Annotated in this window: 21 protein-coding genes and 2 tRNA genes; 6 read left to right on the top strand and 17 right to left on the bottom strand. The window is 56.7% G+C overall.

Translation table 11 applies throughout. The features are described 5' to 3' along the window. Position 1: 1 nt before the first annotated feature. The 4 genes from Q674_RS25750 to Q674_RS25735 all read right to left on the bottom strand — a co-directional run bounded on the left by Q674_RS25750 (position 2) and on the right by Q674_RS25735 (position 2,551). Positions 2 to 799 carry an MOSC domain-containing protein gene (locus Q674_RS25750; RefSeq protein WP_023008217.1) on the bottom strand — a complete coding sequence of 266 codons (798 nt, stop codon included), beginning with the start codon at positions 797 to 799 and terminating at the stop codon, positions 2 to 4. A 131-nt stretch (positions 800 to 930) separates the two neighbouring features. Then, positions 931 to 1,006 (bottom strand) — tRNA-Gly (locus Q674_RS25745). A 97-nt stretch (positions 1,007 to 1,103) separates the two neighbouring features. After that, positions 1,104 to 1,850: a TetR/AcrR family transcriptional regulator gene (locus Q674_RS25740; protein ID WP_031209830.1), complete on the bottom strand. Its 747-nt coding sequence runs from the start codon at positions 1,848 to 1,850 to the stop codon at positions 1,104 to 1,106. Between the two features lie 98 nt (positions 1,851 to 1,948). After that, complete coding sequence (locus Q674_RS25735) at positions 1,949 to 2,551, bottom strand: DUF924 family protein (RefSeq protein ID WP_022992479.1); 603 nt, start codon at positions 2,549 to 2,551, stop codon at positions 1,949 to 1,951. Between the two features lie 101 nt (positions 2,552 to 2,652). Between Q674_RS25735 and Q674_RS25730 the strand changes: the two genes are divergently transcribed. The 3 genes from Q674_RS25730 to Q674_RS25720 all read left to right on the top strand — a co-directional run bounded on the left by Q674_RS25730 (position 2,653) and on the right by Q674_RS25720 (position 4,138). Then, positions 2,653 to 3,030, top strand: coding sequence for a sirohydrochlorin chelatase (locus Q674_RS25730; RefSeq protein ID WP_022992480.1), 378 nt, complete (start codon positions 2,653 to 2,655; stop codon positions 3,028 to 3,030). Positions 3,031 to 3,070: 40 nt separating this feature from the next. Further along, the gene (locus Q674_RS25725) at positions 3,071 to 3,976 is read left to right on the top strand and encodes a TIGR01777 family oxidoreductase (protein ID WP_023008215.1); all 906 of its coding nucleotides are present in this window, start codon (positions 3,071 to 3,073) and stop codon (positions 3,974 to 3,976) included. Between the two features lie 86 nt (positions 3,977 to 4,062). Then, positions 4,063 to 4,138 (top strand) — tRNA-Glu (locus Q674_RS25720). 20 nt (positions 4,139 to 4,158) lie between these two features. On the opposite strand, the gene ccoM is transcribed toward Q674_RS25720, so the two are convergent. After that, positions 4,159 to 4,308: a cytochrome c oxidase subunit CcoM gene (gene ccoM / locus Q674_RS41655; protein WP_022992482.1), complete on the bottom strand. Its 150-nt coding sequence runs from the start codon at positions 4,306 to 4,308 to the stop codon at positions 4,159 to 4,161. Positions 4,309 to 4,544: 236 nt separating this feature from the next. Here ccoM and Q674_RS25715 point away from each other — a divergent pair, with 236 nt between their 5' ends. Genes Q674_RS25715 through pta form a run of 3 tightly spaced genes read left to right on the top strand, consistent with a single transcriptional unit; the run spans position 4,545 to position 10,394 of the window. After that, a complete protein-coding gene (locus Q674_RS25715) occupies positions 4,545 to 7,004 on the top strand; it encodes an EAL domain-containing protein (protein WP_023008214.1) in 2,460 nt (819 codons plus the stop codon). A 16-nt stretch (positions 7,005 to 7,020) separates the two neighbouring features. After that, positions 7,021 to 8,226: an acetate/propionate family kinase gene (locus Q674_RS25710; RefSeq protein WP_023008213.1), complete on the top strand. Its 1,206-nt coding sequence runs from the start codon at positions 7,021 to 7,023 to the stop codon at positions 8,224 to 8,226. 14 nt (positions 8,227 to 8,240) lie between these two features. Beyond that, positions 8,241 to 10,394 carry a phosphate acetyltransferase gene (gene pta, locus Q674_RS25705; protein ID WP_023008212.1) on the top strand — a complete coding sequence of 718 codons (2,154 nt, stop codon included), beginning with the start codon at positions 8,241 to 8,243 and terminating at the stop codon, positions 10,392 to 10,394. A 32-nt stretch (positions 10,395 to 10,426) separates the two neighbouring features. On the opposite strand, the gene der is transcribed toward pta, so the two are convergent. The 12 genes from der to cysE form a co-directional block, all read right to left on the bottom strand. Continuing rightward, positions 10,427 to 11,848 (bottom strand): ribosome biogenesis GTPase Der, encoded by a 1,422-nt coding sequence (gene der / locus Q674_RS25700; protein WP_023008211.1) that lies wholly within the window; start codon positions 11,846 to 11,848, stop codon positions 10,427 to 10,429. A gap of 80 nt (positions 11,849 to 11,928) precedes the next feature. After that, positions 11,929 to 13,098 (bottom strand): outer membrane protein assembly factor BamB, encoded by a 1,170-nt coding sequence (bamB, locus tag Q674_RS25695; protein ID WP_023008210.1) that lies wholly within the window; start codon positions 13,096 to 13,098, stop codon positions 11,929 to 11,931. Beyond that, on the bottom strand, positions 13,098 to 13,751 hold the full coding sequence (locus Q674_RS25690; protein ID WP_023008209.1) for a YfgM family protein: 654 nt from the start codon (positions 13,749 to 13,751) through the stop codon (positions 13,098 to 13,100). The genes bamB and Q674_RS25690 overlap by 1 nt, the downstream gene beginning before the upstream one ends. 47 nt (positions 13,752 to 13,798) lie before the next feature. Beyond that, on the bottom strand, positions 13,799 to 15,076 hold the full coding sequence (hisS, locus tag Q674_RS25685) for a histidine--tRNA ligase (RefSeq protein ID WP_200865912.1): 1,278 nt from the start codon (positions 15,074 to 15,076) through the stop codon (positions 13,799 to 13,801). A gap of 33 nt (positions 15,077 to 15,109) precedes the next feature. Next, positions 15,110 to 16,228 (bottom strand): flavodoxin-dependent (E)-4-hydroxy-3-methylbut-2-enyl-diphosphate synthase, encoded by a 1,119-nt coding sequence (ispG, locus tag Q674_RS25680; protein WP_011784636.1) that lies wholly within the window; start codon positions 16,226 to 16,228, stop codon positions 15,110 to 15,112. Between the two features lie 37 nt (positions 16,229 to 16,265). Next, the gene (locus Q674_RS25675) at positions 16,266 to 17,288 is read right to left on the bottom strand and encodes a RodZ domain-containing protein (protein ID WP_023008207.1); all 1,023 of its coding nucleotides are present in this window, start codon (positions 17,286 to 17,288) and stop codon (positions 16,266 to 16,268) included. Next, complete coding sequence (pilW, locus tag Q674_RS25670) at positions 17,278 to 18,081, bottom strand: type IV pilus biogenesis/stability protein PilW (protein WP_023008206.1); 804 nt, start codon at positions 18,079 to 18,081, stop codon at positions 17,278 to 17,280. The genes Q674_RS25675 and pilW overlap by 11 nt, the downstream gene beginning before the upstream one ends. A 38-nt stretch (positions 18,082 to 18,119) precedes the next feature. Continuing rightward, positions 18,120 to 19,229 (bottom strand): 23S rRNA (adenine(2503)-C(2))-methyltransferase RlmN, encoded by a 1,110-nt coding sequence (gene rlmN / locus Q674_RS25665; RefSeq protein ID WP_023008205.1) that lies wholly within the window; start codon positions 19,227 to 19,229, stop codon positions 18,120 to 18,122. Positions 19,230 to 19,293: 64 nt separating this feature from the next. Continuing rightward, entirely contained in the window at positions 19,294 to 19,722 is a 429-nt protein-coding gene (ndk, locus tag Q674_RS25660) for a nucleoside-diphosphate kinase (RefSeq protein ID WP_011784632.1), read from the bottom strand. A gap of 69 nt (positions 19,723 to 19,791) precedes the next feature. Then, positions 19,792 to 20,940: an IscS subfamily cysteine desulfurase gene (locus tag Q674_RS25655; RefSeq protein ID WP_023008204.1), complete on the bottom strand. Its 1,149-nt coding sequence runs from the start codon at positions 20,938 to 20,940 to the stop codon at positions 19,792 to 19,794. 20 nt (positions 20,941 to 20,960) lie between these two features. After that, positions 20,961 to 21,458 carry a Fe-S cluster assembly transcriptional regulator IscR gene (gene iscR, locus Q674_RS25650; RefSeq protein WP_023008203.1) on the bottom strand — a complete coding sequence of 166 codons (498 nt, stop codon included), beginning with the start codon at positions 21,456 to 21,458 and terminating at the stop codon, positions 20,961 to 20,963. 78 nt (positions 21,459 to 21,536) lie between these two features. Next, entirely contained in the window at positions 21,537 to 22,316 is a 780-nt protein-coding gene (cysE, locus tag Q674_RS25645) for a serine O-acetyltransferase (protein ID WP_014421741.1), read from the bottom strand. Position 22,317: the final 1 nt, after the last annotated feature.

The raw sequence follows: 22,317 nt of genomic DNA, 5'->3' as shown, positions 1-22,317 counted from the left end.
ATCAATTCTCCTGATTCAAAACGGTTACCTCATCGCCCACAGATATCTCGCCGGGCTTCTGGTGCACGGCATTTTGCCCAAAAATAACGCCGTCCCGGGTCTTTCGATAGCTGGCCAGAGTCTTGAGGGGCTGAGTGGCAGAATCCTTCTCGCCAGTATCCGGGTTGACCGTGGTCATCACACAACGGGAGCAGGGTTTGACAAGATCCAGCCGGCTTTCACCAACGCTGACGCTCCGCCAGGTGTCTTCCGCCCAGGACCCCGCCCCCTCAACCACAATGTTCGGCCTGAAGCGACGCATATCAACCGGGGATTCGAGACGGGAATTGAGCTCATCCAGAGACGACTGGTTAACCACTAGCAACGGGAAGCCATCGGCAAAACCCACTCGGCGTTCAGCACTGACACGATCAGGATCCACCCTCCGGAAACAGCTATCAGGCATATAAACCAGCCTGAGCGTTTCTCCGCAATAGCGGCTCAAAGCCTCACCAGCGCGGCCGGCTCCGGCAGTGGCCACCACCTGATCACGCCAGACCGTCACTTCCACCGCGTCAGAGCCCACCTCGAGAGGGAAAATCCCCTCGCCAGGCACATCAATAACGATCACTCCATCTTGCAGAGCCGTTGAAACATTGGCGAGCTGAGGCAACCGACGCTGAGTGACGAAGCGGTTATCCCCATCAACAATCATCCAGCGGCGATCACCTTGCGGGCCAAAATCATCCAACCTGAAACGGGACACTTCGATTCCAGCCAAAGATTTGACCGGGTAGATACAGAGGGTTTTCACCTTCATGGCTTCGCCTTCCTCAGTTGCCGGATTATTCAGGAAATGGCTGCCGAGTATAACTGACGAGACAGAGGTAGTGAGTGGTTTTGCGAGGCTATAAACGAAGAAACCCGGCCTGAGGCCGGGTTTCCGAATTCTGGAGCGGGAAACGAGATTCGAACTCGCGACCCCAACCTTGGCAAGGTTGTGCTCTACCAACTGAGCTATTCCCGCTGATTGCTGTCGGGCGTTGCCTGACAACGGCTGCGTATTCTACTGATAACTCGGGGGCCGTCAACACTTTCGTGAAAAATTTAACAGCCGCTGATAATCATGGTGCTCGCAGGTCCTCCGGTTCCACCCCAAGGGCCAACTGCACAATTCTGGCCACGGATGCACTCAATACCTCAGCCTCGGTGCCGGGCACTTCCAGCAGCAGATCGTAGCTCATACCCAGCACTACATTGACGATCAGGGTACCGTCCTGACGAGGGCACGGCGAATCCAGTCGCACCAGGAGCTGCTCGAGACCATCAATCCAGGACTGCCGATAACGACGAGCGACCCTGGCCAGACGGTCATCTCTGAGGGCCTCCATCAAAAACACCTGCTCTGCCAGTACCTGCTCCCTCCGGCGCGTAAACTGCTCCTGCATCCAGGCCCGGGCAAAGTCGGTCAGGCGCTGACACAGCTCCGGACGAAACTCAGCGCCGCGGCGCAATTGCACCTCAGGCACACCATCAAGTACCAGATTCAGGGTGTCATGGAAGGCTTTCAGTTCCGCACCGGCCTCCTTCGCGTACAGCATGAAGGCATCGCTGATCAACTCGTTGATGTCCCGGAAATAATAGGTGGTTGCTGCCAGGGGTACGCCTGCTTCCCTGGCGACGGAACGATGCTTGATACCTTTGATACCGTCCTTCGCCGCTACCCGGATGGTTGCCTTGAGAATGGCATGACGCCGGATTTCACTTTTGGCCCGAGTAGTTCTGCCACCCCGCCCTGAGGCCCTGTTATCATTGTGCATAGGTTTATTGGCGCCCGGGCCGTCGCACATCGCCGGGTTGGAAGATGACATCCTGTTCTCACTCCGTTGATTTTCTTGTTATTGCGTGTGAATGAGTGTACCCGTTATCGACAGCCAATTCGTTGAACCGATCATCAAACTGGCCAGCTCTACTGGCCAAAGCGTGGCCCACCTTCAAGATAAGCCAGTTCGTCCGCCGAGGAGGCGCGCTTCAGGGCCTTGTTGCGATGGGGAAACCGGCCAAACCGGGCAATAATATCCCGGTGATCGCGAGCCGATTGCAGAAAGCTGCCAAGAAAGTCTCCCAGAACGCCATCTGTGGTGGCAGACAACTGCTGATAGCACTCTACTGAAAGATCCTGATCAGCCAGCTTCTCGGAGTGTTGCAGCGGCATATAAAGAAAGGCGCGTTGCACCGGGGGCAGATCCAGATCCTGTCCTCGCTGCATTGCGCCACGGCACAACTGCCTGGCCAGCCGGTCATTGTCAAAGGCCATGGCGCCTCCGCGAAAAATATTACGGGTGAACTGGTCCAGCAGAAGAATCTCAGCAAGCGAGCCTCCGGCGGCTTTACGCCAGTGATCTAACCCTTGCTCCGAGGCAAACAGCACCAGAGACAGAAACCGGCGCCGGATTTCCTGATCGAAGGCACGGTCACTGCGAAACCAACGGTTGCGATGATCGCGATCAGGAATACCGTTTTCATCTAATTGACCGAACCAGAAATCCAGAAGCTCTTTCCAATCGAACATCTGACAACTCCCTGATACATTGATTGTCAGGATCACTTTAAACGACCCACTGTCGTCAAGTTTACGGTCGTATCGACACAAACGACCAGATCGGAGATGTTATGACCCAACCACACCAGATTATTCTACTGGCCCACGGCAGCAGCGACGCACGCTGGTGCGAAACCTTCGAGAAACTGGCCGAGCCGACCGTAGAGTCAATCGAGAACGCAGCCATTGCCTATATGGAACTGGCAGAACCCTCACTGGATACCATTGTGAACCGGGCCAAAGGGCAAGGCGTAGAGCAATTCACGGTCGTCCCGTTATTTCTCGCTGCGGGCCGCCACTTGCGAAAAGATGTGCCAGCCATGATCGAAAAGCTGGAGGCGGAACACGGCGTTACTATCCGCCTGGCTGAACCAATCGGGAAAAATCCGAGGCTTGGACTGGCCATCCGTGATGTGGTTAAGGAGGAACTGGAGCGCTCTGAACACTGACAAAGAACCAACGACGGATTCCGATCGCAGGAGGGAACCCATGGACAAACGTATACTGGTCACCGGCGCCACAGGGTTTATCGGCCACATACTGTGCAGACAGCTAATTGAACGGGGTTATGCGTTAACGGTCCTTAGCCGACAGAAACCGGATTCCGTGCGAGCCATCTGCGGCCGGGTAGAAGTCACTGACGATCTTGCAAAATTGCGCGCTCACCCAGGCTTCGATGCAGTTATCAACCTGGCCGGGGAAGGTATTGCCGACAAACGATGGAGCCATGTCCGCAAGCAACAGCTTCGTGCCAGCCGCATTGATCTTACCCGCACTCTGGTCGAGGTGGTCAGAACCTGGGATAACATGCCGGAGGTTCTTGTGTCCGGGTCCGCTGTTGGCTTCTATGGTAACCAGGGGGATCACCTGGTTACCGAAGACACAGAACCCCATGATGAGTTTACACACCAACTGTGCCGGGACTGGGAACAGGAGGCACTGAAGCTTGAAACTGATGGCGTGCGCGTTTGCCTGTCCCGCACCGGCGTGGTGGCCGGCCGTAACGGCGGTTTTCTGCAACGCATGATCCTGCCCTTCAAGCTCGGGCTTGGCGGAAAGCTGGGCTCCGGACGGCAATACATGCCCTGGGTTCACAGGGACGACGTGGTTTCCGGCCTGCTCTGGATGCTGGATACGCCAACGGCAAGCGGCCCCTACAATATGGTCAGCCCGAACCCGGTCACCAATGCGGAATTTACGAGAACGCTTGCACAGGTTCTACACCGCCCAGCCGTTATACCGGCTCCAGCGCCTGCGCTGAAACTGATGCTGGGGGAAATGGCCGGGCTGTTACTGACCGGTCAGAAGGCGATACCGGAACGGCTCAAACGTGAGGGTTTTGAATTCCGGTTTGCGGAACTGGAAGCCGCGTTGAGGGAAAGTGTGGGAACTTAACTTTTTTAATAAAAAGCGTTGACAGCCCAGGGCACCTTACTTAATATACGCGCCACCTCGACGAGGCAAGCTTTTGAAAACGTTGCGTCCCCTTCGTCTAGTGGCCTAGGACTCCGCCCTTTCACGGCGGCAACAGGGGTTCGAACCCCCTAGGGGACGCCAATTTCAAAGCTGTCTGTTCGTCAGCTGCCATGACCACCCTGGTGGTGCTTTCCTCCTTTAGCAGCATGGCTCTTCTGATCCTTCATGACGAAGATGCCAACTCCAACGAAGAAGCCAATCATCAGCAATACTGTGGCGATTCCGGCGATTACAACTGCGTCCATATACATGGCTATGCCTCCTGTACCTGTAAAACTTGATTAAGCTCAGGTTACGCCGGCACCGCCTGCCCCGTATTGATCTGCATCAAGCTCATTTCGTCATTGCAATAATTGCCAAAGTGAGACGCCCTGCCCCATTTCTCTCGATTTATCCTGAGTTTGCAGCGCATTTGCCGTAAACTGCTGCTATAGTCGTAGGCAAGGGAATACAGGTAACAAAGTCAGGGATCGCTTCTGTAATTGCTATGTCCGATACTTCCTTGGATGGTCGAAAAATCAAAGACATGCCAGACATTGCGACGCGTTTGAAACGTTTTCGTGCAGCCTCTCCTTTATCTTTCCGGCTGGTGGCATGGATCCTTCTGTTCAGCTCTGCTTTTACACTGCTCGCATCCGGCATCCAGATCTACTCAGACTACCGGGAGGACCTGTCCAAGATTGAACAGCGGATGCAGGTAATTGAGTCCGGTTACCGCTCCAGTCTTGCCCAGAGTCTGTGGGCGCTGGATCAAAAACACCTGCAAACACAGATGGACGGCATTCTGAGCCTGCCCGATATCGAACATCTCCGGCTCCGAATTGAACCAGACTCCGAACTGGTCATGGGCGAACTCCCACGAGACACAGATACCCTCACCCACAGTTTCGAGCTGATCTACCGGGACGATGCGGAATTCCGGCTGGGCGAGCTCACCATCACCGCCAGTCTGCACCGGGTGTATAATGAACTAAGACGCCGCGTGGGCTTCATTCTTGCCACTCAGTTCCTGATCATATTCATTGTTTCCATTCTGATTCTGTGGATATTCCGCCATCTGGTCACTCGCCATCTGGCGGACATGGCCGATTACACCCGGGATCTGTCATTGCGAAATCTTTCACGCCCTCTGGAGCTGGACAGGCCGGATACTCCTGCTTACCAGCGTGATGAGCTGGGTATGGTGACTGAAGCCATCAACCAGATGCGCGAGCGACTCACCGATGACGTCGCAAGGCGGGAACGGGATGAAGCCGAAATCCGGAAATTCTCCAAAGCCATCGACCAGAGCCCGTCTTCGGTTCTGATCTGTGACCGGCAATGGCGCATTGAATATGCGAACCGGAAATTCAGCCAGCTGACGGGGAACAGCCCGTCTGAAATCATCGGCAAGCATCCCTCCTCACTCATTGACCCTGGTGTGGATTCCCACGAAGCCAGACAGCTCTGGAAATCCATCAGGCTTCAGGTACAGCGCGTGGGCGTTTGGCAAGGCGAAGTCAACAGCACACGGAAAAATGGCGAGCGCTACTGGGAACAGCTTGTGGTCACCCCTATCAAGGACAATAACGGTGAAACCACCGGTTACCTGATACTCGGGGAAGACATCAGCATCCGCAAACGTTACGAGCAACAGCTGTTGCGGCAAGCGAATTATGACATCCTGACCGGGCTACCCAATCGTATGCTTGCCCTGGACCGCCTGAAACTGGCGCTGGCCCAGGCAAGGCGTGATGAGTCCAAGGTTGGGGTGATGTTCCTGGATCTGGACAACTTCAAGCACATCAACGATACCCTCGGCCACGACGCCGGTGACACCCTGCTGATTGAAGCCGCACGCCGGATCTCCAGCTGCCTGCGCGGCACCAGTACCGTTGCGCGGCTGGGTGGTGATGAGTTCCTTGTGGTGCTGCCGGGGCTGAACGGGCCGGACGCCTCTTCCCAGGTTGCCGAACGTATTCTGAAAACCTTCGCACCGCCGTTCATGCTCAGCGGCCAGGAAGTGTTTGTCACCACCAGTATTGGCATCGCCACCTTCCCGGACGACTCGGATAACAGCGGAACCCTGCTCCAGCACGCCGATGCGGCCATGTACGAGGCGAAACACAAAGGCAAGAGCGCCTATGCCCGTTTTACTCCGGAGATGAGCGAGGTTTCTCACGAGCGTCTGCAAATGGAATCTCACATGCGCAAGGCCCTGGAGCTGGGTGAATTCGAGCTCTATTTCCAGCCCATTGTCGACACCGCCAGTGGTGGCCTGGTGGCGGCTGAAGCCCTGCTTCGCTGGAACAATCCGGCCATGGGCATGGTGATGCCAGATCGCTTTATTCCGCTGGCCGAGGAAACCGGCCTGATCATTCCGATCGGCGAATGGGTAATCAAGGAAGCCTGTCAAGCCGCGTACTGCTGGCAGGCGATGACCGGGCGTGAGATCAGCATTGCCGTCAACGTATCACCACGCCAGTTCCGGGACCCCGGGTTTACCGACGCCATCATGCGCGCGCTGAACGACAGCAATTTACGGCCGGAACTACTGGAACTGGAAATCACGGAACGGCTGATTCTGGACAACTCCATCGAAACCGCTGATATCCTCAAACAACTCGACAAAGTTGGAATCCGCTTGTCGGTCGACGATTTCGGCACTGGCTATTCGGCACTCAGCTATCTGAAAAGCTATCCGTTCGATACCCTGAAAATCGACAAGTCATTTGTTCAGGATGTCCTGAAAGAAAACGAAGATGCTTCCCTTGTCCGCGCGATCATCAACATGGCCCACAGCCTAGGCCTGAAAGTGGTTGCCGAAGGGGTTGAGGAAGAAGACCAGACTCACTTCCTGAAAGCGGAGCATTGCGACTACTCCCAGGGTTACTTCTATAGTCGCCCCCTGCCCGAGCAGGACTTCATTCACTGGCTCGAAACCAATGAGCGGGCCAATCTAAAGTAATCAATACGGCACAACCATGGACGACTCAATCCTGGTCGTAAACTGCGGCAGTTCATCACTGAAACTCGCGCTGTTTGATCACGACCACCAGAAAATCACCTCTGCCCTGGCGGAAAGACTTAATCAATCCAATGCCTTTGCACGCATCAATGGCGATGAAACACCGGTTCACTTACCTTCCGGTGCCAGCCACAGCCAGGCGCTGGCGGCACTGGTCAACGCATTTAAAGACCGGGCTCTGATGACGGGCGAACCCATGGCTGTTGGCCATCGAGTGGTGCATGGAGGCGAAACCTTCCGTGAAGCTTCGTTAATTGACGATCAAACGGTATCCGCCATTGAAGCATGCGCCGCGCTGGCCCCCCTGCATAACCCGGTAAACCTCGCGGGCATTCGCGCCATGCAGGCGCTGTTCCCGAACGTTCCACAGGTCGCGGTGTTCGATACCGCTTACCATCAGACCCTGCCCGAGCGCGCTTACCGATACGCACTACCGGAACGGTGCTACAGCGACTGGGGAGTGCGTCGTTACGGCTTCCACGGCACCAGTCATTATTTCATGGCACACGAGGCCGCTCGTCTGCTGGACAAGACACCGGCCACCACCTCAATTATCTCTGCCCACCTGGGTAACGGTTGTAGCATTACAGCGATCCAGAATGGGCTCAGCGTCGATACCAGCATGGGTCTGACTCCGCTTGAGGGACTCGTGATGGGCACCCGCAGCGGGGATGTCGATCCCGGGCTGTTCGACTACCTGGCAAGTCGGGGTATGAGTGCCGGTGACGTCCACGAGATGCTGAATAAAGAAAGCGGATTACAGGGACTCTCAGGCCAGACCAACGACATGCGAACCTTGTGTGAGCTGGCTGACCATGGCCACGAACCCTCACAGTTGGCAATTGACGTATTCTGCTTCCGCCTGGCGCGGTATATTGGAGCGATGACCGCGTCCCTGACAAAACTGGACGCTCTGGTCTTTACTGGCGGCATCGGTGAAAACAGTGCCCGCATTCGCCAGGACACAACCCGACATCTGCACCTGCTTGGGATTGAGCTGGATCCGGACCTCAACGAGCATCACGGGCGCTGGAGTGATGGCCGCATCAGTTCCCCGGACTCGCGTTATCCGGCGCTGGTCATTCCCACAAATGAAGAACTGGTGATTGCCCGAGAAGCCGCCCGCCTGGCCGCTGCCGACACCGAACACTCCGAAGAATGAAACCTGGAACAATCATGGCAAAAAGTCTTTTCATAGCCCCAACCTCTCTTGACTCCGGCCTGACATCCGTATGCCTTGGTCTTCTGCGTGCCCTGGAACGGGAAGGAGTGAGCGTCGGCTTTTACAAGCCATTCAGTCAGTCCGTACACAGAGGCGAAGCACTTCATAACGACGGCAAGGATTCTTCGGTGGCCTTTGTGCGTGCCCGCAGCCACCTCGAACCACCCGACCCGATTCCTCTGAAAAAAGCCCAGCAGCTGTTGAACCACGGCAAAGCCGACCTGCTGATGGAGAACGTCGTCGGTGAATACCAGAAAGTCGCCAACGAAGCGGATGTGGTCATCATTGAAGGATTGGTTCCGGACAGAACCGAAGCCTATATCGCGCGGCTGAACGTGGAAGTCGCCCGCAATCTCGGTTCCGAAGTGATCCTGGTGAGCACACCGAAGAGCTGTACTGCCAGCGAGCTCGATGATGACCTGGATTTCTCCTCGCGCCTGTTTGCGGCACCGTCGGATCCGGACGTGATTGCGGTCATTCTTAACAAGGTGGGAGAACCACAGAAGTCCGGTATGGCACTGGACCATCCCCCTGCTAATGAAACCATCGAAACCGACTATCACGCCTCCTGCAAAGTGTTCGCCAACGGCCGCTTTCAGTTGCTGGCACAGATTCCCTGGCAACCCCAACTGCTGGCACCGCGGGTTTCGGATGTTGCCCGGGAGCTTGGTGTTCCGGTACTGCACGAAGGGCAAATGCACTCACGGCGGGTGCAGCGGGTATCAGTGTGCGCCAGATCCATCCGCAACATGACCGACACCCTCAAGCCAGGCACCCTGATGGTCACCCCTGGTGATCGCGAGGATATCGTAGTGGCCACGGCCGTCGCCGCCCTCAATGGTGTCCCGCTTGCCGGGCTGATGCTGACAGGCGGCCTGATGCCGGACGAACGGGTTATAGAGTTGTGTCGGCGGGCACTGGACACCGGTTTGCCAGTGCTGAGCTCGGAAACCAATACCTACGAGAGCGCCCACCTGCTGGCCAATCTGTCTTCCGCCATTCCCATTGATGACCCGGAGCGTATTGAGGAAGCGATGGAGTCCGTAGCCCGGCGAATCAATACCCAGTGGCTGCAGGAGCATCTGAAAGTCCAGCGCCAACGCCGGCTTTCGCCTCCGGCATTCCGCTATCAGCTTTCGGAAAGAGCCCGGGCTGCGGCCAAGCGGATCGTCCTGCCAGAAGGCAGCGAACCCAGAACGATTCAGGCAGCCATTATCTGCCATCAACGTAACCTGGCTCATTGCGCGTTAATCGGTGAACCACACGAAATTCGCTCGGTGGCCGCCTCCCAGGGTGTGGAACTGCCAAAAGACCTGGAAATCATCGACCCGCAATCGGTGCGCGAGCGTTACGTGGCGCCTATGGTGGAGCTGAGAAAGCACAAAGGCCTGACACCGGATATGGCCGAAGCCATGCTGGAGGACAACGTCGTTCTGGGTACCATGATGGTGGCCATGGACGAAGCCGATGGGCTGGTATCCGGCGCCATTCATACCACGGCCAACACCGTGCGCCCTGCCCTGCAGCTGATCAAGACCCACGACAACGCCAAGGTGGTGTCATCGGTATTTTTCATGTTGCTGCCACAGCAGGTGCTGGTATACGGCGACTGCGCCATCAATCCGGACCCGAACGCCGAGGAGCTCGCCGACATTGCCATCCAGAGCGCCGAGTCTGCTGAAGCCTTTGGTATTGAACCCGTGGTTGCCATGATCAGCTACAGCACCGGCGAATCCGGCAGCGGCGAGGATGTCGACAAGGTTCGGGAAGCCACACGCATTGCCCGGGAACGGCGCCCGGATCTGCTCATTGACGGTCCGCTGCAATACGACGCAGCAGCCATTGAGAGCGTGGCAAAATCCAAAGCTCCGGACAGCAAGGTGGCCGGCAAGGCTACCGTATTTGTATTCCCGGATCTCAACACCGGAAACACCACCTACAAGGCTGTGCAGCGCAGTGCCAATGTCGTCAGCGTGGGACCCATGCTCCAGGGCTTGCGGAAACCGGTAAACGATCTGTCTCGCGGGGCCCTGGTGGAAGACATTGTCTTCACCATTGCCTTGACGGCGGTACAGGCCAAACAGGTGGAGGATGCAGGAGCCGCCTGATCGGGGCTCCTGGCAGGAACGGCTCCGGCAGATCAGCGTTTAACGCTTTTCTGCCGGGTTTTCTTGATCCGGCGTCCTTTCTTCAGATCGTTGTCTTTCTTGACCTTTTGACGGGGCGTCATCCGGTCGACCTTGGTTGCGAACGGGTTTTCGCCAGACTTGAATTCAAACCGTATCGGCGCACCCACGACTTTCAGCACCTTTCTGAAGGTATTTTCAAGGTAACGCTTGTAAGCGCCAGGCAGTGAATCCACCTGATTACCATGCACCACCACAACCGGCGGGTTGGAGCCCCCCTGGTGGGCGTATCGTAACTTGATGCGACGACCATGAACCATCGGCGGCTGGTGTTGCGCCACGGCATCCTGGAGGATCTCGGTCAACCGGTTGGTTGGCCACTTTGCCATCGCGGATTCGTAGCAGGCCTGTACCGACTCATACATGGTTCCCACGCCCGTGCCGTGCAGCGCGGAGATATAATACTTGTCCGCGTAATCCAGGAAATCCAGGCGTCTGGCTACCTGTTCTTTCACCCGGTCACGGTCTTCCGGATCCATTCCGTCCCATTTATTGATGGCGATCACCAGCGAGCGGCCCGCATCCAGTACAAACCCGATCAGGTGCAGATCCTGGTCCACCAGCCCCTCCCGGGCATCGATCACCAGAATCACGACATGGGCATCATCAATTGCCTGCAGCGTCTTGATAATGGAGAACTTCTCCACCGCCTCACGAACATTCTTGCGGCGCCGAACACCGGCGGTGTCAATCAGCGTGTACTCATGGCCCTGGCGCTCATAGGGAATGTATACGCTGTCACGGGTAGTGCCCGGCATGTCATACACCACCACCCGGTCTTCACCGAGCATGCGATTAACCAAAGTAGACTTGCCCACATTCGGCCGCCCCACCACACCAATCCGGATACCCGGGTAGCGATCTGCCCGATCCTGATCTTCCGGATTTTCCGGTTCCGGCAGCAGCGCTTCCAACAAAGACAGAATGCCGCGGTTATGGGCCGCCGCAATCAGAAACGTGGACTCAAACCCCAAGCTGTAGAAGTCCGCTGCCGCCACGTCCGGATCCTGGCCATCAGTCTTGTTAACCACCAGATGAGCCTGTTTGCCCGATTTGCGCAGATAATCCGCGATCATTTCATCGCCTGCCGTCAGCCCTGCCCGACCGTCCACAAGAAACAGCACAATGTCCGCTTCTTCTACGGCCTGCATTGACTGGCGAGCCATTTCGGCGTCGATACCGGCTTCATCGCCGGTCAGGCCGCCGGTATCGATAACGATGAACTTCTGGCCTTCGTAGTTGCCCTCACCGTATTTGCGGTCCCGGGTCAGCCCGGGAAAGTCCGCCACAAGGGCATCCCTTGAGCGGGTCATCTGGTTAAACAACGTGGACTTACCAACGTTGGGGCGGCCTACAAGGGCGATAACTGGGGTCATATTGATCTGCTATTCAAGAAACCAGAAACCCGGCATCGCAGGCTAAAGCCTGGGCCGGGCATAAACGTATCGGGGCGTGCTCAGTCGTCCTGCTCAATTCTCAGGACGGCCATCTTTCCGCCATTTCCATAAACCAACAGGTTACCATCTTCGATCACCTGAACCGGTACGCGGATACCGTCACTATCGAACTCACGTTGACCCTGCAGACTGCCATCGACGGTCGACAGTACATGCAGATAGCCTTCAAAGTCGCCCACAACGAGGTAGTCACCTGAAACAGCCGGACGGGTCAGCTGGCGCCAGGACAGGCTATCCTGAACCCAGAGCTCACGCCGGTCGCTGCCACGGAGCGCTACGATATCGCCGTTGGCGGATGACAGAAAGATATTGCCGTTACCAATCGCGGGCGAGTAAAAGCTTGATGCCCGACGGCTCCAGATTTCCTGCCCGGAACGAATATCCACCAGCGCCAGCTTACCCTGATAACCGACGACCATAATGGCAGAATCCAGAACCAGCGGCTGACCGCCTATATCCACCAGGCGTTCCAGTTCGGTACGACCCTGGGGCTGACCGACCTCATACTGCCACACTGGCTGCCCGTCCGCGGCGGTAAGTGCAATGACGCGACCGTTGGCAAACGAGGAGATCACAATATCTCCACCCACCAAAGGTGCGGCTGCGGTGCGCACGGTCAGTACCGGCACTTGAGCCTCATATTGCCAGCGGCGCTCACCCGTCGCTGCGTCGTGGGCAATCACACGGCCATCGGTGGTTTGCACAACCACGAGGTTACCGTTGGATTGAGGCGCGGCCAGAACCTCGGTGGGCAGAGGTACCCGCCAGGCCTCGGTACCGTCCTCCGATGACAGAGCCACCAGCTCAGCATCCCGGGTGACCATATAGAGGTGCCGGGCATCAGCGCCCGGGCCGGCAAAGAACTGCTCATCGTAGTCTTTCTGCCAGATAACCTCGCCGTCCGCCGGCCTGACCGTCGCAACAACCCCGTCAGCGGAAGCCGCGTAAATCAGGTCGCCGGCGTAAAGAGGCGCGATCTGAAGCAACTGATCGTCATGGCCGTCACCAACGGACATGCTCCATACGGTGTCCAGTTCAACAGTTTCGCTAATTTCAGGCACAGGAGCGGGTTGCTCAAAGGTGTCCGTACTGCTGCACCCGGCGATTCCGACCAACAGACCACAAAACACCGAGCCAAGCCCGACCTTGAGCGTGCGCCCAACGAACATCAAGCGTCCTCCCCGACACCGAGGTCTGACAGTTTCAGTTCAAGAATGCCGCTACGGCCCTGCTGGCTCTGCTCTCGTGCCGCCAGATACGCCTCACGCGCACCGTCCCGATCGCCCTTGGCCAACAGAACATCGCCTTTCAACTCGGAGAAGATGGCCGCGAAGGCATCGGCGTCCGTGGCGTTGTCCAGAGTGGCAAGCGCGGCATCGTGTTCGCCAGCGGCAAACTGGGCCCGGGCAAGACGATTACGAATCACCAGCTCCAGAGCCGGGTGACCGGCCGCTTTTTCCAGTGCCCAGCTCAGTGTTTCAACAGCGGCCCCGGGATCCTCACCCTCAACCATTTGCTGCCGTGCCAGAACCAGGTTGCCATAGATGGCGTAGGCGCTGTCGCCGTGTTCGTCTCTCAGTGTCTCCGCCACAAATCCCACGGTGTCGGCAGACTCTTCATCGGCAGAGGAGAACGCGTTCAGCAGATTGGCAAACTGGTTAGCGGCTTCGGCGCGTTGTTGCGCCTGATGGTTCTGCCAGGCCTGCCATCCGAAGACGATGGCAAGAGCCGCACCAATACCGATGAGCAGCGAGCTTCCGTTATTTTTCCACCAGTCCTTGATCGCCTGGACCTGTTCTTCTTCGGTGCGCAACTCCGCCATGAAAACTCCTGTTATTCGTTAAAACTGCCTGTTTATATAGACTATGCTTACAGCAAACCGGCGAGAACACCTGCCAGGTCTGCCTGAGCGATTTCTTGTTGGGGCTGATCGTCACGTAACGGCTTAAGCCCCGCCGTACCCTGGGCGATTTCGTTTTCGCCCAGAATCACCGCAAAGCGTGCGCCACTGCGGTCTGCTTTCTTCATCTGGCTCTTGAAGCTACCGCCACCACAGTGTGAGACCACAATCCGGCCCGGCAATTCATTTCGTAGCGTTTCTGCCAACGACATCGCCGGTGCTACCGCCTGGTCCCCCATGGCTGTAACGTAAACATCGGCTCGATTGTTCACATGTTCGGGGACCAGTTCCAGGGTTTCCAGTAACAGAATCAGTCGCTCCAGCCCCATGGCGAAGCCCACCGCTACGGTGGGTTTGCCTCCAAGTTGCTCCACCAGACCATCGTAACGGCCACCGGCACAGATCGTGCCCTGGGCACCCAGGCTGTCGGTAATCCACTCGAACACGGTTTTGCCGTAATAGTCCAGTCCGCGCACCAGGGCCGGGTTTACCGTGTAGGCAACGCCCGCCGCATCCAGCATCGCTTTCAGTTGTTCAAAATGCTGGCGCGATTCATCATCCAGATAGTCGTCCAGGCTCGGTGCGCCCTGCAAAATCTCCCGCGTGGCCGGATCCTTGCTGTCCAGTATTCGCAAAGGATTCGTGGTTAACCGGCGCTTGCTGTCATCGTCGAGCTTATCCTGATATTGCTCCAGATAGGCAACCAGGGCCTGACGGTAGACTTTCCGGGAGTCGCTGGTACCGATGGAGTTGATCTCGAGTCTGGCATGGTCGGACAACCCCAGGGCGCTCCACAGGCGCGCCGTCAGGATCAACAGCTCAGCATCAATGTCAGGGCCGGCCATACCGAAGCATTCCACACCAATCTGATGAAACTGGCGGTAACGGCCTTTCTGTGGCCGCTCATGCCGGAACATCGGACCGGTGTACCAAAGCCGCCGGGTCTGATTAAAGAGCAGCCCATGCTCTTCCGCTGCACGCACGCACCCGGCCGTACCTTCGGGCCGCAGTGTAAGGCTATCGCCGTTGCGGTCTTCAAAGGTATACATCTCTTTTTCGACGATGTCAGTGACTTCACCGATCGATCGTTTGAACAACTCGGTATGTTCGACCACTGGCATACGGATTTCCTGATAGCCGTACTGCCCGAGAACCCGTCGAACGGTGGATTCAACGTACTGCCAGACCGGTGTCTGGTCTGGGAGAATATCGTTCATCCCCCGGATTGCCTGAATCTTTGCCAAAATAATATCCTGATAGGTTTCTGAAATCGGTTCTGATCAGTCTGAGGACTTGGCGATGACTGCGCTGTCCTGGTCCTCGCGCCGTGACACTTCCTCGCGAATCAGGCGTTCAAGGTCGTCCACCAGCGTCGCGTTGTCCAGCTTCTGGTTTGGCTTTCCGGCCATATAGAACAGATTTTTCGGTGTGCCACCGGTCAGACCGATATCCGCCACCTTTGCCTCACCGGGACCATTAACAATACAGCCAATAATGGCCACATCCATGGAGGTGTTCACATCCTCAAGCCGGGCCTCCAGATCATTCATGGTCTGGATAACATCAAAGTTCTGACGGGAACAACTTGGGCAGGCTATAAAGTTAATGCCGCGGCTGCGTAACCGAAGACTTTTGAGAATGTCGAAGCCGACTTTGATTTCCTGAACCGGGTCGGCGGCAAGCGAAACCCGAATGGTGTCCCCAATGCCATCCATCAACAGCATGCCCAGGCCAATGGAGGACTTGACCGTACCAGAGCGGAATCCACCGGCCTCAGTGATACCCAGGTGCAGCGGTTGCTCAATCTGGGAGGCGATAAGGCGGTAGGCCGCGACGGTCATGAACACTTCAGACGCTTTCAGGCTGACCTTGAAGTCCTGAAAATCGTGTTTGTCCAGGATGTCGATATGACGCATGGCCGACTCTACCAGCGCTTCCGGCGTGGGCTCGCCGTATTTGCGTTGAAGCGCTTTTTCCAGTGAACCCGCGTTTACGCCGATCCTGATCGGAATGTTGCGGTCCCGGGCAGCACTGATTACCGCACTGACCCGATCGTCCCGGCCAATGTTACCGGGATTGATGCGCAGGCAGTCCACACCAAGCTCTGCAACTCGGAGCGCTATCTTGTAGTCAAAATGGATATCGGCCACCAACGGTAACGAGACCTGCTGGCGAATCTTGCCAAAGGCCTCAGCCGCCTCCATGGACGGAACCGACACCCGCACGATATCCGCTCCGGCCTCCTGGATAGCCTTGATCTGTGTGACTGTTGCGTCTACGTCGCAGGTATTGGTATTGGTCATGCTCTGCACCGCAATGGGCGCATCGCCGCCAACGGGAACATTACCTACCATGATCTGACGGGATTTACGTCTTTTGATCGGAGACTCTTGTTTCATGGGATTCAACCAGAAATCTTTGGGAAGAAAATTCTGCTCAGGGCTCGAGCGTAAACTCTGACCGGTTATTTACGACGCGAAAATTACCAAGATCCATCGGTTCGCCCTGAAACTCCAGGGACTCCACCGCGCTCATGGCGCCCACCACAACTCTGAGCGGTGGCTGTCCGCTCACGTCCAGGGCATCGCCCTCTCGGCGTAATGCACTGGCCAGTCGATTGCCCGCACCATCTGTGACCTGAATCCAGCAGTCGTCGCTGAACGTCATGGCCAACCTCACGGTTTCAACCGGGTCCTCCATCACTTCAGACTCGGTCAGAGCGGGATCCGGGGATTGCGCAACAACGGGCGGCTGTTCCACCGAAGGCTGCTCTGACAGCAACTCTTCCTGGCCGAGGCCTCCACTGGCGGTCGGTTCGCTCAGAGCTTCAGTATCCGTCACGGCGCCGTTCTCTGTTTCAACGTTTCCGACTGAACCGGTGCCGGAATCCATCTGTTCCGGTTCGGCCGGCTGTTCAGCCTCTTCGATAACGGAGGGCGCATCTTCCGGTCTAGCACTGGCATCGCTAACGGCCTCGCCACTCTGTGCTTCCAGAGCCTCCGAGATTCCGTCGGCATTACTTTGAACCGGCTCCGACACCGGTTTTACGAGATAGCTATACGCCAGAAAGCCAACTACCCCGAGGAATGCCAGCAACACAACCAGTTTGGCAATCTGCCGCTTACGTTTTTTCTTGCGCTCAATATCCACCAGCGGGTTGGCCTGCTGCTCCTGCTCACGTTGCTGGCGCAGGGGCTCGAGTTCGGAGTCCAACGCTGCTATCAGAGCGTCAGCATCGAGCTTCACCTGGCGGGCATAGGTTCGAACGTACCCTTTCAGAAACAACTCGGTATCGACCTTACTGTAATCCCCTTCCTCAATGGACTGGATTACCGAAGGGCGAAGGTGTTGCTGATCTGCAATGTCTGAAACGCTGAGCCCTAGCTTCTCCCGGGCACGCCTGAGCTGCTGGCCAACCGAGGCCTCGGAAGCTGGCTGTGACTGCTCCTCACCGGTCATTGGCAATCAGTACCTTATATTGTTGATATTCGACAGATTCCGGATACTCGTTTCTGAGCAACAATGCCAGGCTGGCTTCCTGATCCCTATCCTGGAAATGCCGGGCAATCCGGATACCGGTATACAGACTCTCCGGTGAATGCGTCAACCGGGTATTGCGCTGTATCATGGTCTGAAGGCGGCTGTAGTAACGGGAAGCCTGGGAATAGTCATCCTGTTCAACCAGAACCCGCGAGAGGGACAACAAGGTACGGGCCTCACCCCGCGTGAGCTCCACCGCACGCCGGTAGGCGGCTTCAGCAGATTCCAGCGAACCAAGGCGCTCTTCAGTCAGCCCCAGATTATAAAAAACCGCCCCCCGGTCTTTGTATTCGGTATCTCGCGAGGCTGTCCGGAACTGATCGCGGGCCTCCTCAAACCGCTCAAGGCTATACAGGAAAGCGCCGTAATACACTCGCCCCCGGGTGTAATCACCATCTGAGGCAATGGCATCGCGGAAACTCTTCTCCGCCAGTTCTTCTTCGCCCTCGGCGCTCAGTACAAGCCCTCGGGCAGCCAATGCGGGTGCGCTTTTGCTGTCCAGTTCCAATGCCCGTTCCAGGTGATTTCGAGCACGATCCAGATTCCCCTGTCCAATGTAAGCGGTCGCCAGCTGAACGTAATTGTTGAGGGCTTTCTGTCGGTCGGCTTCACGGCTGAACCGGCTGTCGGTGGTGGTGACACAGCCCGATAACATGACCCCGATAACCAGAACCACAGCGGAAACGAGTTTCACGGTAACGTCCTTTGCCATCAACAAACACCTTCTCCTGTTGTCTTACCCGCCGGTTATCAGGGGTTGACCTGTTGTACTGCGATATAACGCTGGCTTCTCCGCGTACGGTCTTCGACCCGCCCTACCAACTGGCCGCAGGCAGCATCAATGTCGTCACCGCGGGTAGTCCGGATCGTCGTGACGTAGCCGGCCTCGTTGAGTACGGTCTGGAATCTCCGGGTTGCATTCATGCTTGGCCGGCGGAAGTCACTTTCCGGGAACGGGTTGAAAGGAATCAGGTTGATCTTGCACGGTAGCCCTTTCAGCAAAACAACCAACTCCCGGGCGTGTTCAGGTTGATCATTCACGCCTTCAATTACCGTGTACTCGATCGTGGCTTTGCGCTTGTCCGGCAGCCGTGAAAGGTAGCGCCGAGTCGCTGCCAGCAGTTCGGCAATCGGATATTTCTTGTTCAGAGGAACCAGCTGGTTTCTCAATTCATCATTAGGTGCATGGAGTGAGATGGCCAGTGAAACATCGGTAACTTCGCCGAGACGATCCAGTGCGGGCACCACTCCGGATGTACTGAGCGTTACCCGACGCTTTGAGATGCCATAGGCCAGATCTTCCATCATGAGATTCATGGCATCGACCACGTTCTCAAAATTAAGCAGGGGTTCGCCCATCCCCATCATCACCACGTTGGTGATAGGTCGGTCATTGGGATCGAACGGCATGAACGCCCGTCGTGCAACCCATACCTGACCAATGATCTCCGCGGCAGTCAGATTACGGTTAAAACCACGCTTGCCAGTAGAGCAGAATGTACAGTCGAGGCTGCAACCGATTTGCGAGGACACGCACAGAGTTCCACGCTCGCCGTCCGGAATCAGGACGGTTTCAACGCTGTTACCGTTGTCCATGCGCATGACCCATTTACGGGTGCCGTCTTTTGAAGTCTCATCATAAACGACCTCAGGGCCACGAATCTCGGCAACTGCCTTGAGCTGTTCGCGCAGCGACTTGCTCATATTGGTCATTTGATCGAAGTCATCAACACCGCGCTGATGCATCCACTGGAGAACCTGCTGGGCTCGGAAACGCTTTTCCCCCAGGGTTTCAAAAAACGCCTCCAGTTTTGCCTTGGGCATTCCCAGAAGATTCACTTTATCGGCGGCGCCCGTCATCACATAACCTCGATCAGATAACCAATTCAGGGGCACCCTGCCGGGCACCCCTGAAACAACAACCTCAGCCGCGCGGGCAGATTTCGTTGTCGTTGAAGAAATAAGCCACTTCACGCTCAGCGGAGGCAGCGGAGTCAGAACCATGGACAGCGTTAGCGTCGATGGAGGAAGCAAAATCAGCACGAATGGTGCCAGCTTCGGCTTCTTTAGGGTTGGTAGCACCCATCAGCTCACGATTCTTCAGGATGGCGCCCTCGCCTTCCAGCACCTGAACCACAACCGGGCCAGAGGTCATGAATGCAACCAGATCATTAAAGAACGGGCGCTCTTTGTGCTCGGCGTAAAAGCCCTCAGCCTGCTCCTGAGTAAGGTGCATCATCTTGGCAGCAACGATTTTCAGGTCCGCCTTCTCGAAACGGCTGTAGATTTCGCCGATCACGTTCTTGGCGACTGCGTCGGGCTTGATAATGGAGAGCGTGCGCTCGTTTGCCATGGTATTTCTCCAGTTAGTTCAGGGTTGAAAATTCAGAGGTGGGATTATACGCAGTCAGGGTGCAACTGCCTACCGCACCGAGCGAAGTCGCTCCACAACTTCAACAATCTGGGAACAGGCAAATGCAACCTCCTCTTCGGTGGTGAACCTGCCAAAGGAGAACCTGAGCGCCCGGTGAGCCAGCTCATCGCTGACGCCTATTCCTCGCAATACATAAGAAGGCTCGACCGTTGCTGAAGCGCAGGCGGAGCCCGAGGACACCGCAAGGTTGCGAAGGCCGAGCATCAACGACTCGGCTTCAACACCCTCAAACGACAGATTGACAATACCTGGCACACGATGTTCCCGACTGCCATTAAAGTGAACTCCGTCAAGCCCCTCAAGCCCGTCCAGGAACGCCGCGCGCATCTGTTCCAGTTTACTTATTTCGGCATCAAGCCCGGTACGTGCCAGCTCGAAGGCCCGCCCCATGCCCACGATCTGATGCGTGGCCAGTGTGCCCGATCGCATGCCGCGCTCATGTCCGCCGCCATGCATCTGTGCTGCAATGCGAACCTCCGACGCTCGCCGGACATACAGCGCCCCTACGCCTTTCGGGCCATAAACCTTGTGAGCCGAAAGAGAGAGCAAATCCACCTCAAGATCCGCAACATCCACTGGCAGCTTGCCGGCGGCCTGGGCGGCATCAACATGGAACAGCACGCCACGCTTTCTCAAGCACCGGCCGATTGCGCGGATGTCGGTCAGCGACCCAAGCTCATTGTTGACCATCATCAGGCTGACCAGGGCCGTATTATCCCGAAGCGCGGATTCGACAGACTCAACGGACACCCTGCCATCAACTCCCGGCTCCAGCCAGGTAACCTCAATGCCCTGCTGCTCCAGCCACTTACAGGTATCAATGACAGCCTTGTGCTCAATGCGGGATGTCACGATATGGGGATTATCGCGTAGCTCCGCCACACCCTTGATGGCAAGATTGTCGGATTCGGTAGCCCCGGAAGTCCAGACAATCTCCCGGGGGTCTGCATGGATCAGATCCGCCACCTGTCGACGAGCATTTTCAACGGCGGCTTCGGCCTGCCAGCCATAACCATGGGAGCGGGAAGCCGGATTGCCAAACACCCCATCCAGGGTCAGGTACTTCATCATGTCTTCAGCAACGACGGGATCAACGGGCGTCGTTGCCGCATAGTCCAGATAGACGGGCTTTTTCATAGGCAAAAGAGGTCGGGTTATCAGGCCGTGGCCTGGTCAGTCAGTCTTTGGGTATTGATAGCGTCGGCACTTTCATCAGACTGCTTGCGATTCTGACGATCAGCCACTTGCCGGATTTCGTGTTTGCGCATCAGATCCCCGAGGCTGATTTCACTCAGGAATTGATGAATCTGGTCACTGAGATCAGACCAGAGATGGTGGGTGAGGCATTTCTCGCCGTTCTGGCAGTCACCTTTGTTACCGCAACGCGTAGTATCAAGGGACTCACTCACAGCGTCGACCACTTCAGCCACGAAAACCTCATCTGCGGAGCGGCTCAGGCGATAACCGCCACCGGGGCCACGTACACTTACCACCAATTTTTGCCTGCGCAGGCGCGAGAAAAGCTGCTCCAGGTAAGAAAGGGAAATTTCCTGTCGGGCTGAAATATCCGCCAGACTCACCGGCCCCTGCGCTGCATGCAGCGCAAGATCCAGCATTGCCGTAACGGCATAGCGGCCTTTCGTGGTCAGTTTCATAACCTCAGCCCCAATGATGGGATTGAATCTCGATTCACTGGAGCGAGTATGAATTGACCAACTAAAACAGTCAAGTATTCAGCCACGCTCCCGCTCATCAGACTCATCGCGAACGCAGTCGAAATCCTCATCATGCAAGGGAGGCAACTCGCCATTCTGATACTCGGCGTTCACCTTGCGAAGCGCCTTGCACATATTCTCAATCCGATCGTCCACCGCATGCATGTGGTCCAGCAATGCCCTGACCGATCTCGCGACCGGATCCGGCATTTCCTCGGTTACGCCGTAGGCGTCGAAGCCCATTCGCTCCTCCATCTCCTTGCGGCGCACGTCGTCTTCACCTTTGCGCTTGACGATTACCCGGCCCGGTATACCGACCACGGTTGCGCCAGGCGGAACCGCCTTGGTCACCACAGAGTTGGAGCCGATCTTCGCACCCTCACCCACCTCAAATGGCCCAAGAATCTTCGCGCCAGCGCCCACGACCACACCATTACCGATGGTTGGATGCCGCTTGCCCTTGTTCCAGCTGGTGCCGCCAAGCGTCACGCCCTGGTAAAGCGTGACGTCGTCTCCAATCACCGTGGTTTCACCAATCACCACACCCATGCCATGGTCGATAAAGAAGCGGCGACCAATGGTTGCGCCAGGATGAATCTCTATACCGGTAAACCATCTCGCCAGCGTCGAAATCGTCCGCGCCAGCCACTTCAGCCCCATGCTCCACAGCCAGTGGGAGAAGCGGTGAAACAACAGCGCGTGCAATCCCGGGTAGTTGGTCAACACTTCAAAGGTGTTCCTGGCCGCCGGATCCCGGTGAAATACGCTTTTTACATCTTCCCGTAAACGCTCAAACATG

Source organism: Marinobacter sp. EVN1 (assembly GCF_000475375.1).
Lineage (GTDB): Bacteria > Pseudomonadota > Gammaproteobacteria > Pseudomonadales > Oleiphilaceae > Marinobacter > Marinobacter nauticus.
Note: the sequence above shows the minus strand (reverse complement) of the source record. Positions and strands in the feature narration are given on the sequence as shown.

Coding starts and splice junctions, on each gene's coding strand:
- Q674_RS25750 (WP_023008217.1), bottom strand. CDS start 799: ATGAAGGTGAAAACCCTCTGTATCTACCCGGTCAAATCTTTGGCTGGA.
- Q674_RS25740 (WP_031209830.1), bottom strand. CDS start 1,850: ATGTCATCTTCCAACCCGGCGATGTGCGACGGCCCGGGCGCCAATAAA.
- Q674_RS25735 (WP_022992479.1), bottom strand. CDS start 2,551: ATGTTCGATTGGAAAGAGCTTCTGGATTTCTGGTTCGGTCAATTAGAT.
- Q674_RS25730 (WP_022992480.1), top strand. CDS start 2,653: ATGACCCAACCACACCAGATTATTCTACTGGCCCACGGCAGCAGCGAC.
- Q674_RS25725 (WP_023008215.1), top strand. CDS start 3,071: ATGGACAAACGTATACTGGTCACCGGCGCCACAGGGTTTATCGGCCAC.
- ccoM (WP_022992482.1), bottom strand. CDS start 4,308: ATGTATATGGACGCAGTTGTAATCGCCGGAATCGCCACAGTATTGCTG.
- Q674_RS25715 (WP_023008214.1), top strand. CDS start 4,545: ATGTCCGATACTTCCTTGGATGGTCGAAAAATCAAAGACATGCCAGAC.
- Q674_RS25710 (WP_023008213.1), top strand. CDS start 7,021: ATGGACGACTCAATCCTGGTCGTAAACTGCGGCAGTTCATCACTGAAA.
- pta (WP_023008212.1), top strand. CDS start 8,241: ATGGCAAAAAGTCTTTTCATAGCCCCAACCTCTCTTGACTCCGGCCTG.
- der (WP_023008211.1), bottom strand. CDS start 11,848: ATGACCCCAGTTATCGCCCTTGTAGGCCGCCCCAACGTTGGTAAGTCC.
- bamB (WP_023008210.1), bottom strand. CDS start 13,098: ATGTTCGTTGGGCGCACGCTCAAGGTCGGGCTTGGCTCGGTGTTTTGT.
- Q674_RS25690 (WP_023008209.1), bottom strand. CDS start 13,751: ATGGCGGAGTTGCGCACCGAAGAAGAACAGGTCCAGGCGATCAAGGAC.
- ispG (WP_011784636.1), bottom strand. CDS start 16,228: ATGAAACAAGAGTCTCCGATCAAAAGACGTAAATCCCGTCAGATCATG.
- Q674_RS25675 (WP_023008207.1), bottom strand. CDS start 17,288: ATGACCGGTGAGGAGCAGTCACAGCCAGCTTCCGAGGCCTCGGTTGGC.
- pilW (WP_023008206.1), bottom strand. CDS start 18,081: ATGGCAAAGGACGTTACCGTGAAACTCGTTTCCGCTGTGGTTCTGGTT.
- rlmN (WP_023008205.1), bottom strand. CDS start 19,229: ATGACGGGCGCCGCCGATAAAGTGAATCTTCTGGGAATGCCCAAGGCA.
- ndk (WP_011784632.1), bottom strand. CDS start 19,722: ATGGCAAACGAGCGCACGCTCTCCATTATCAAGCCCGACGCAGTCGCC.
- Q674_RS25655 (WP_023008204.1), bottom strand. CDS start 20,940: ATGAAAAAGCCCGTCTATCTGGACTATGCGGCAACGACGCCCGTTGAT.
- iscR (WP_023008203.1), bottom strand. CDS start 21,458: ATGAAACTGACCACGAAAGGCCGCTATGCCGTTACGGCAATGCTGGAT.
- cysE (WP_014421741.1), bottom strand. CDS start 22,316: ATGTTTGAGCGTTTACGGGAAGATGTAAAAAGCGTATTTCACCGGGAT.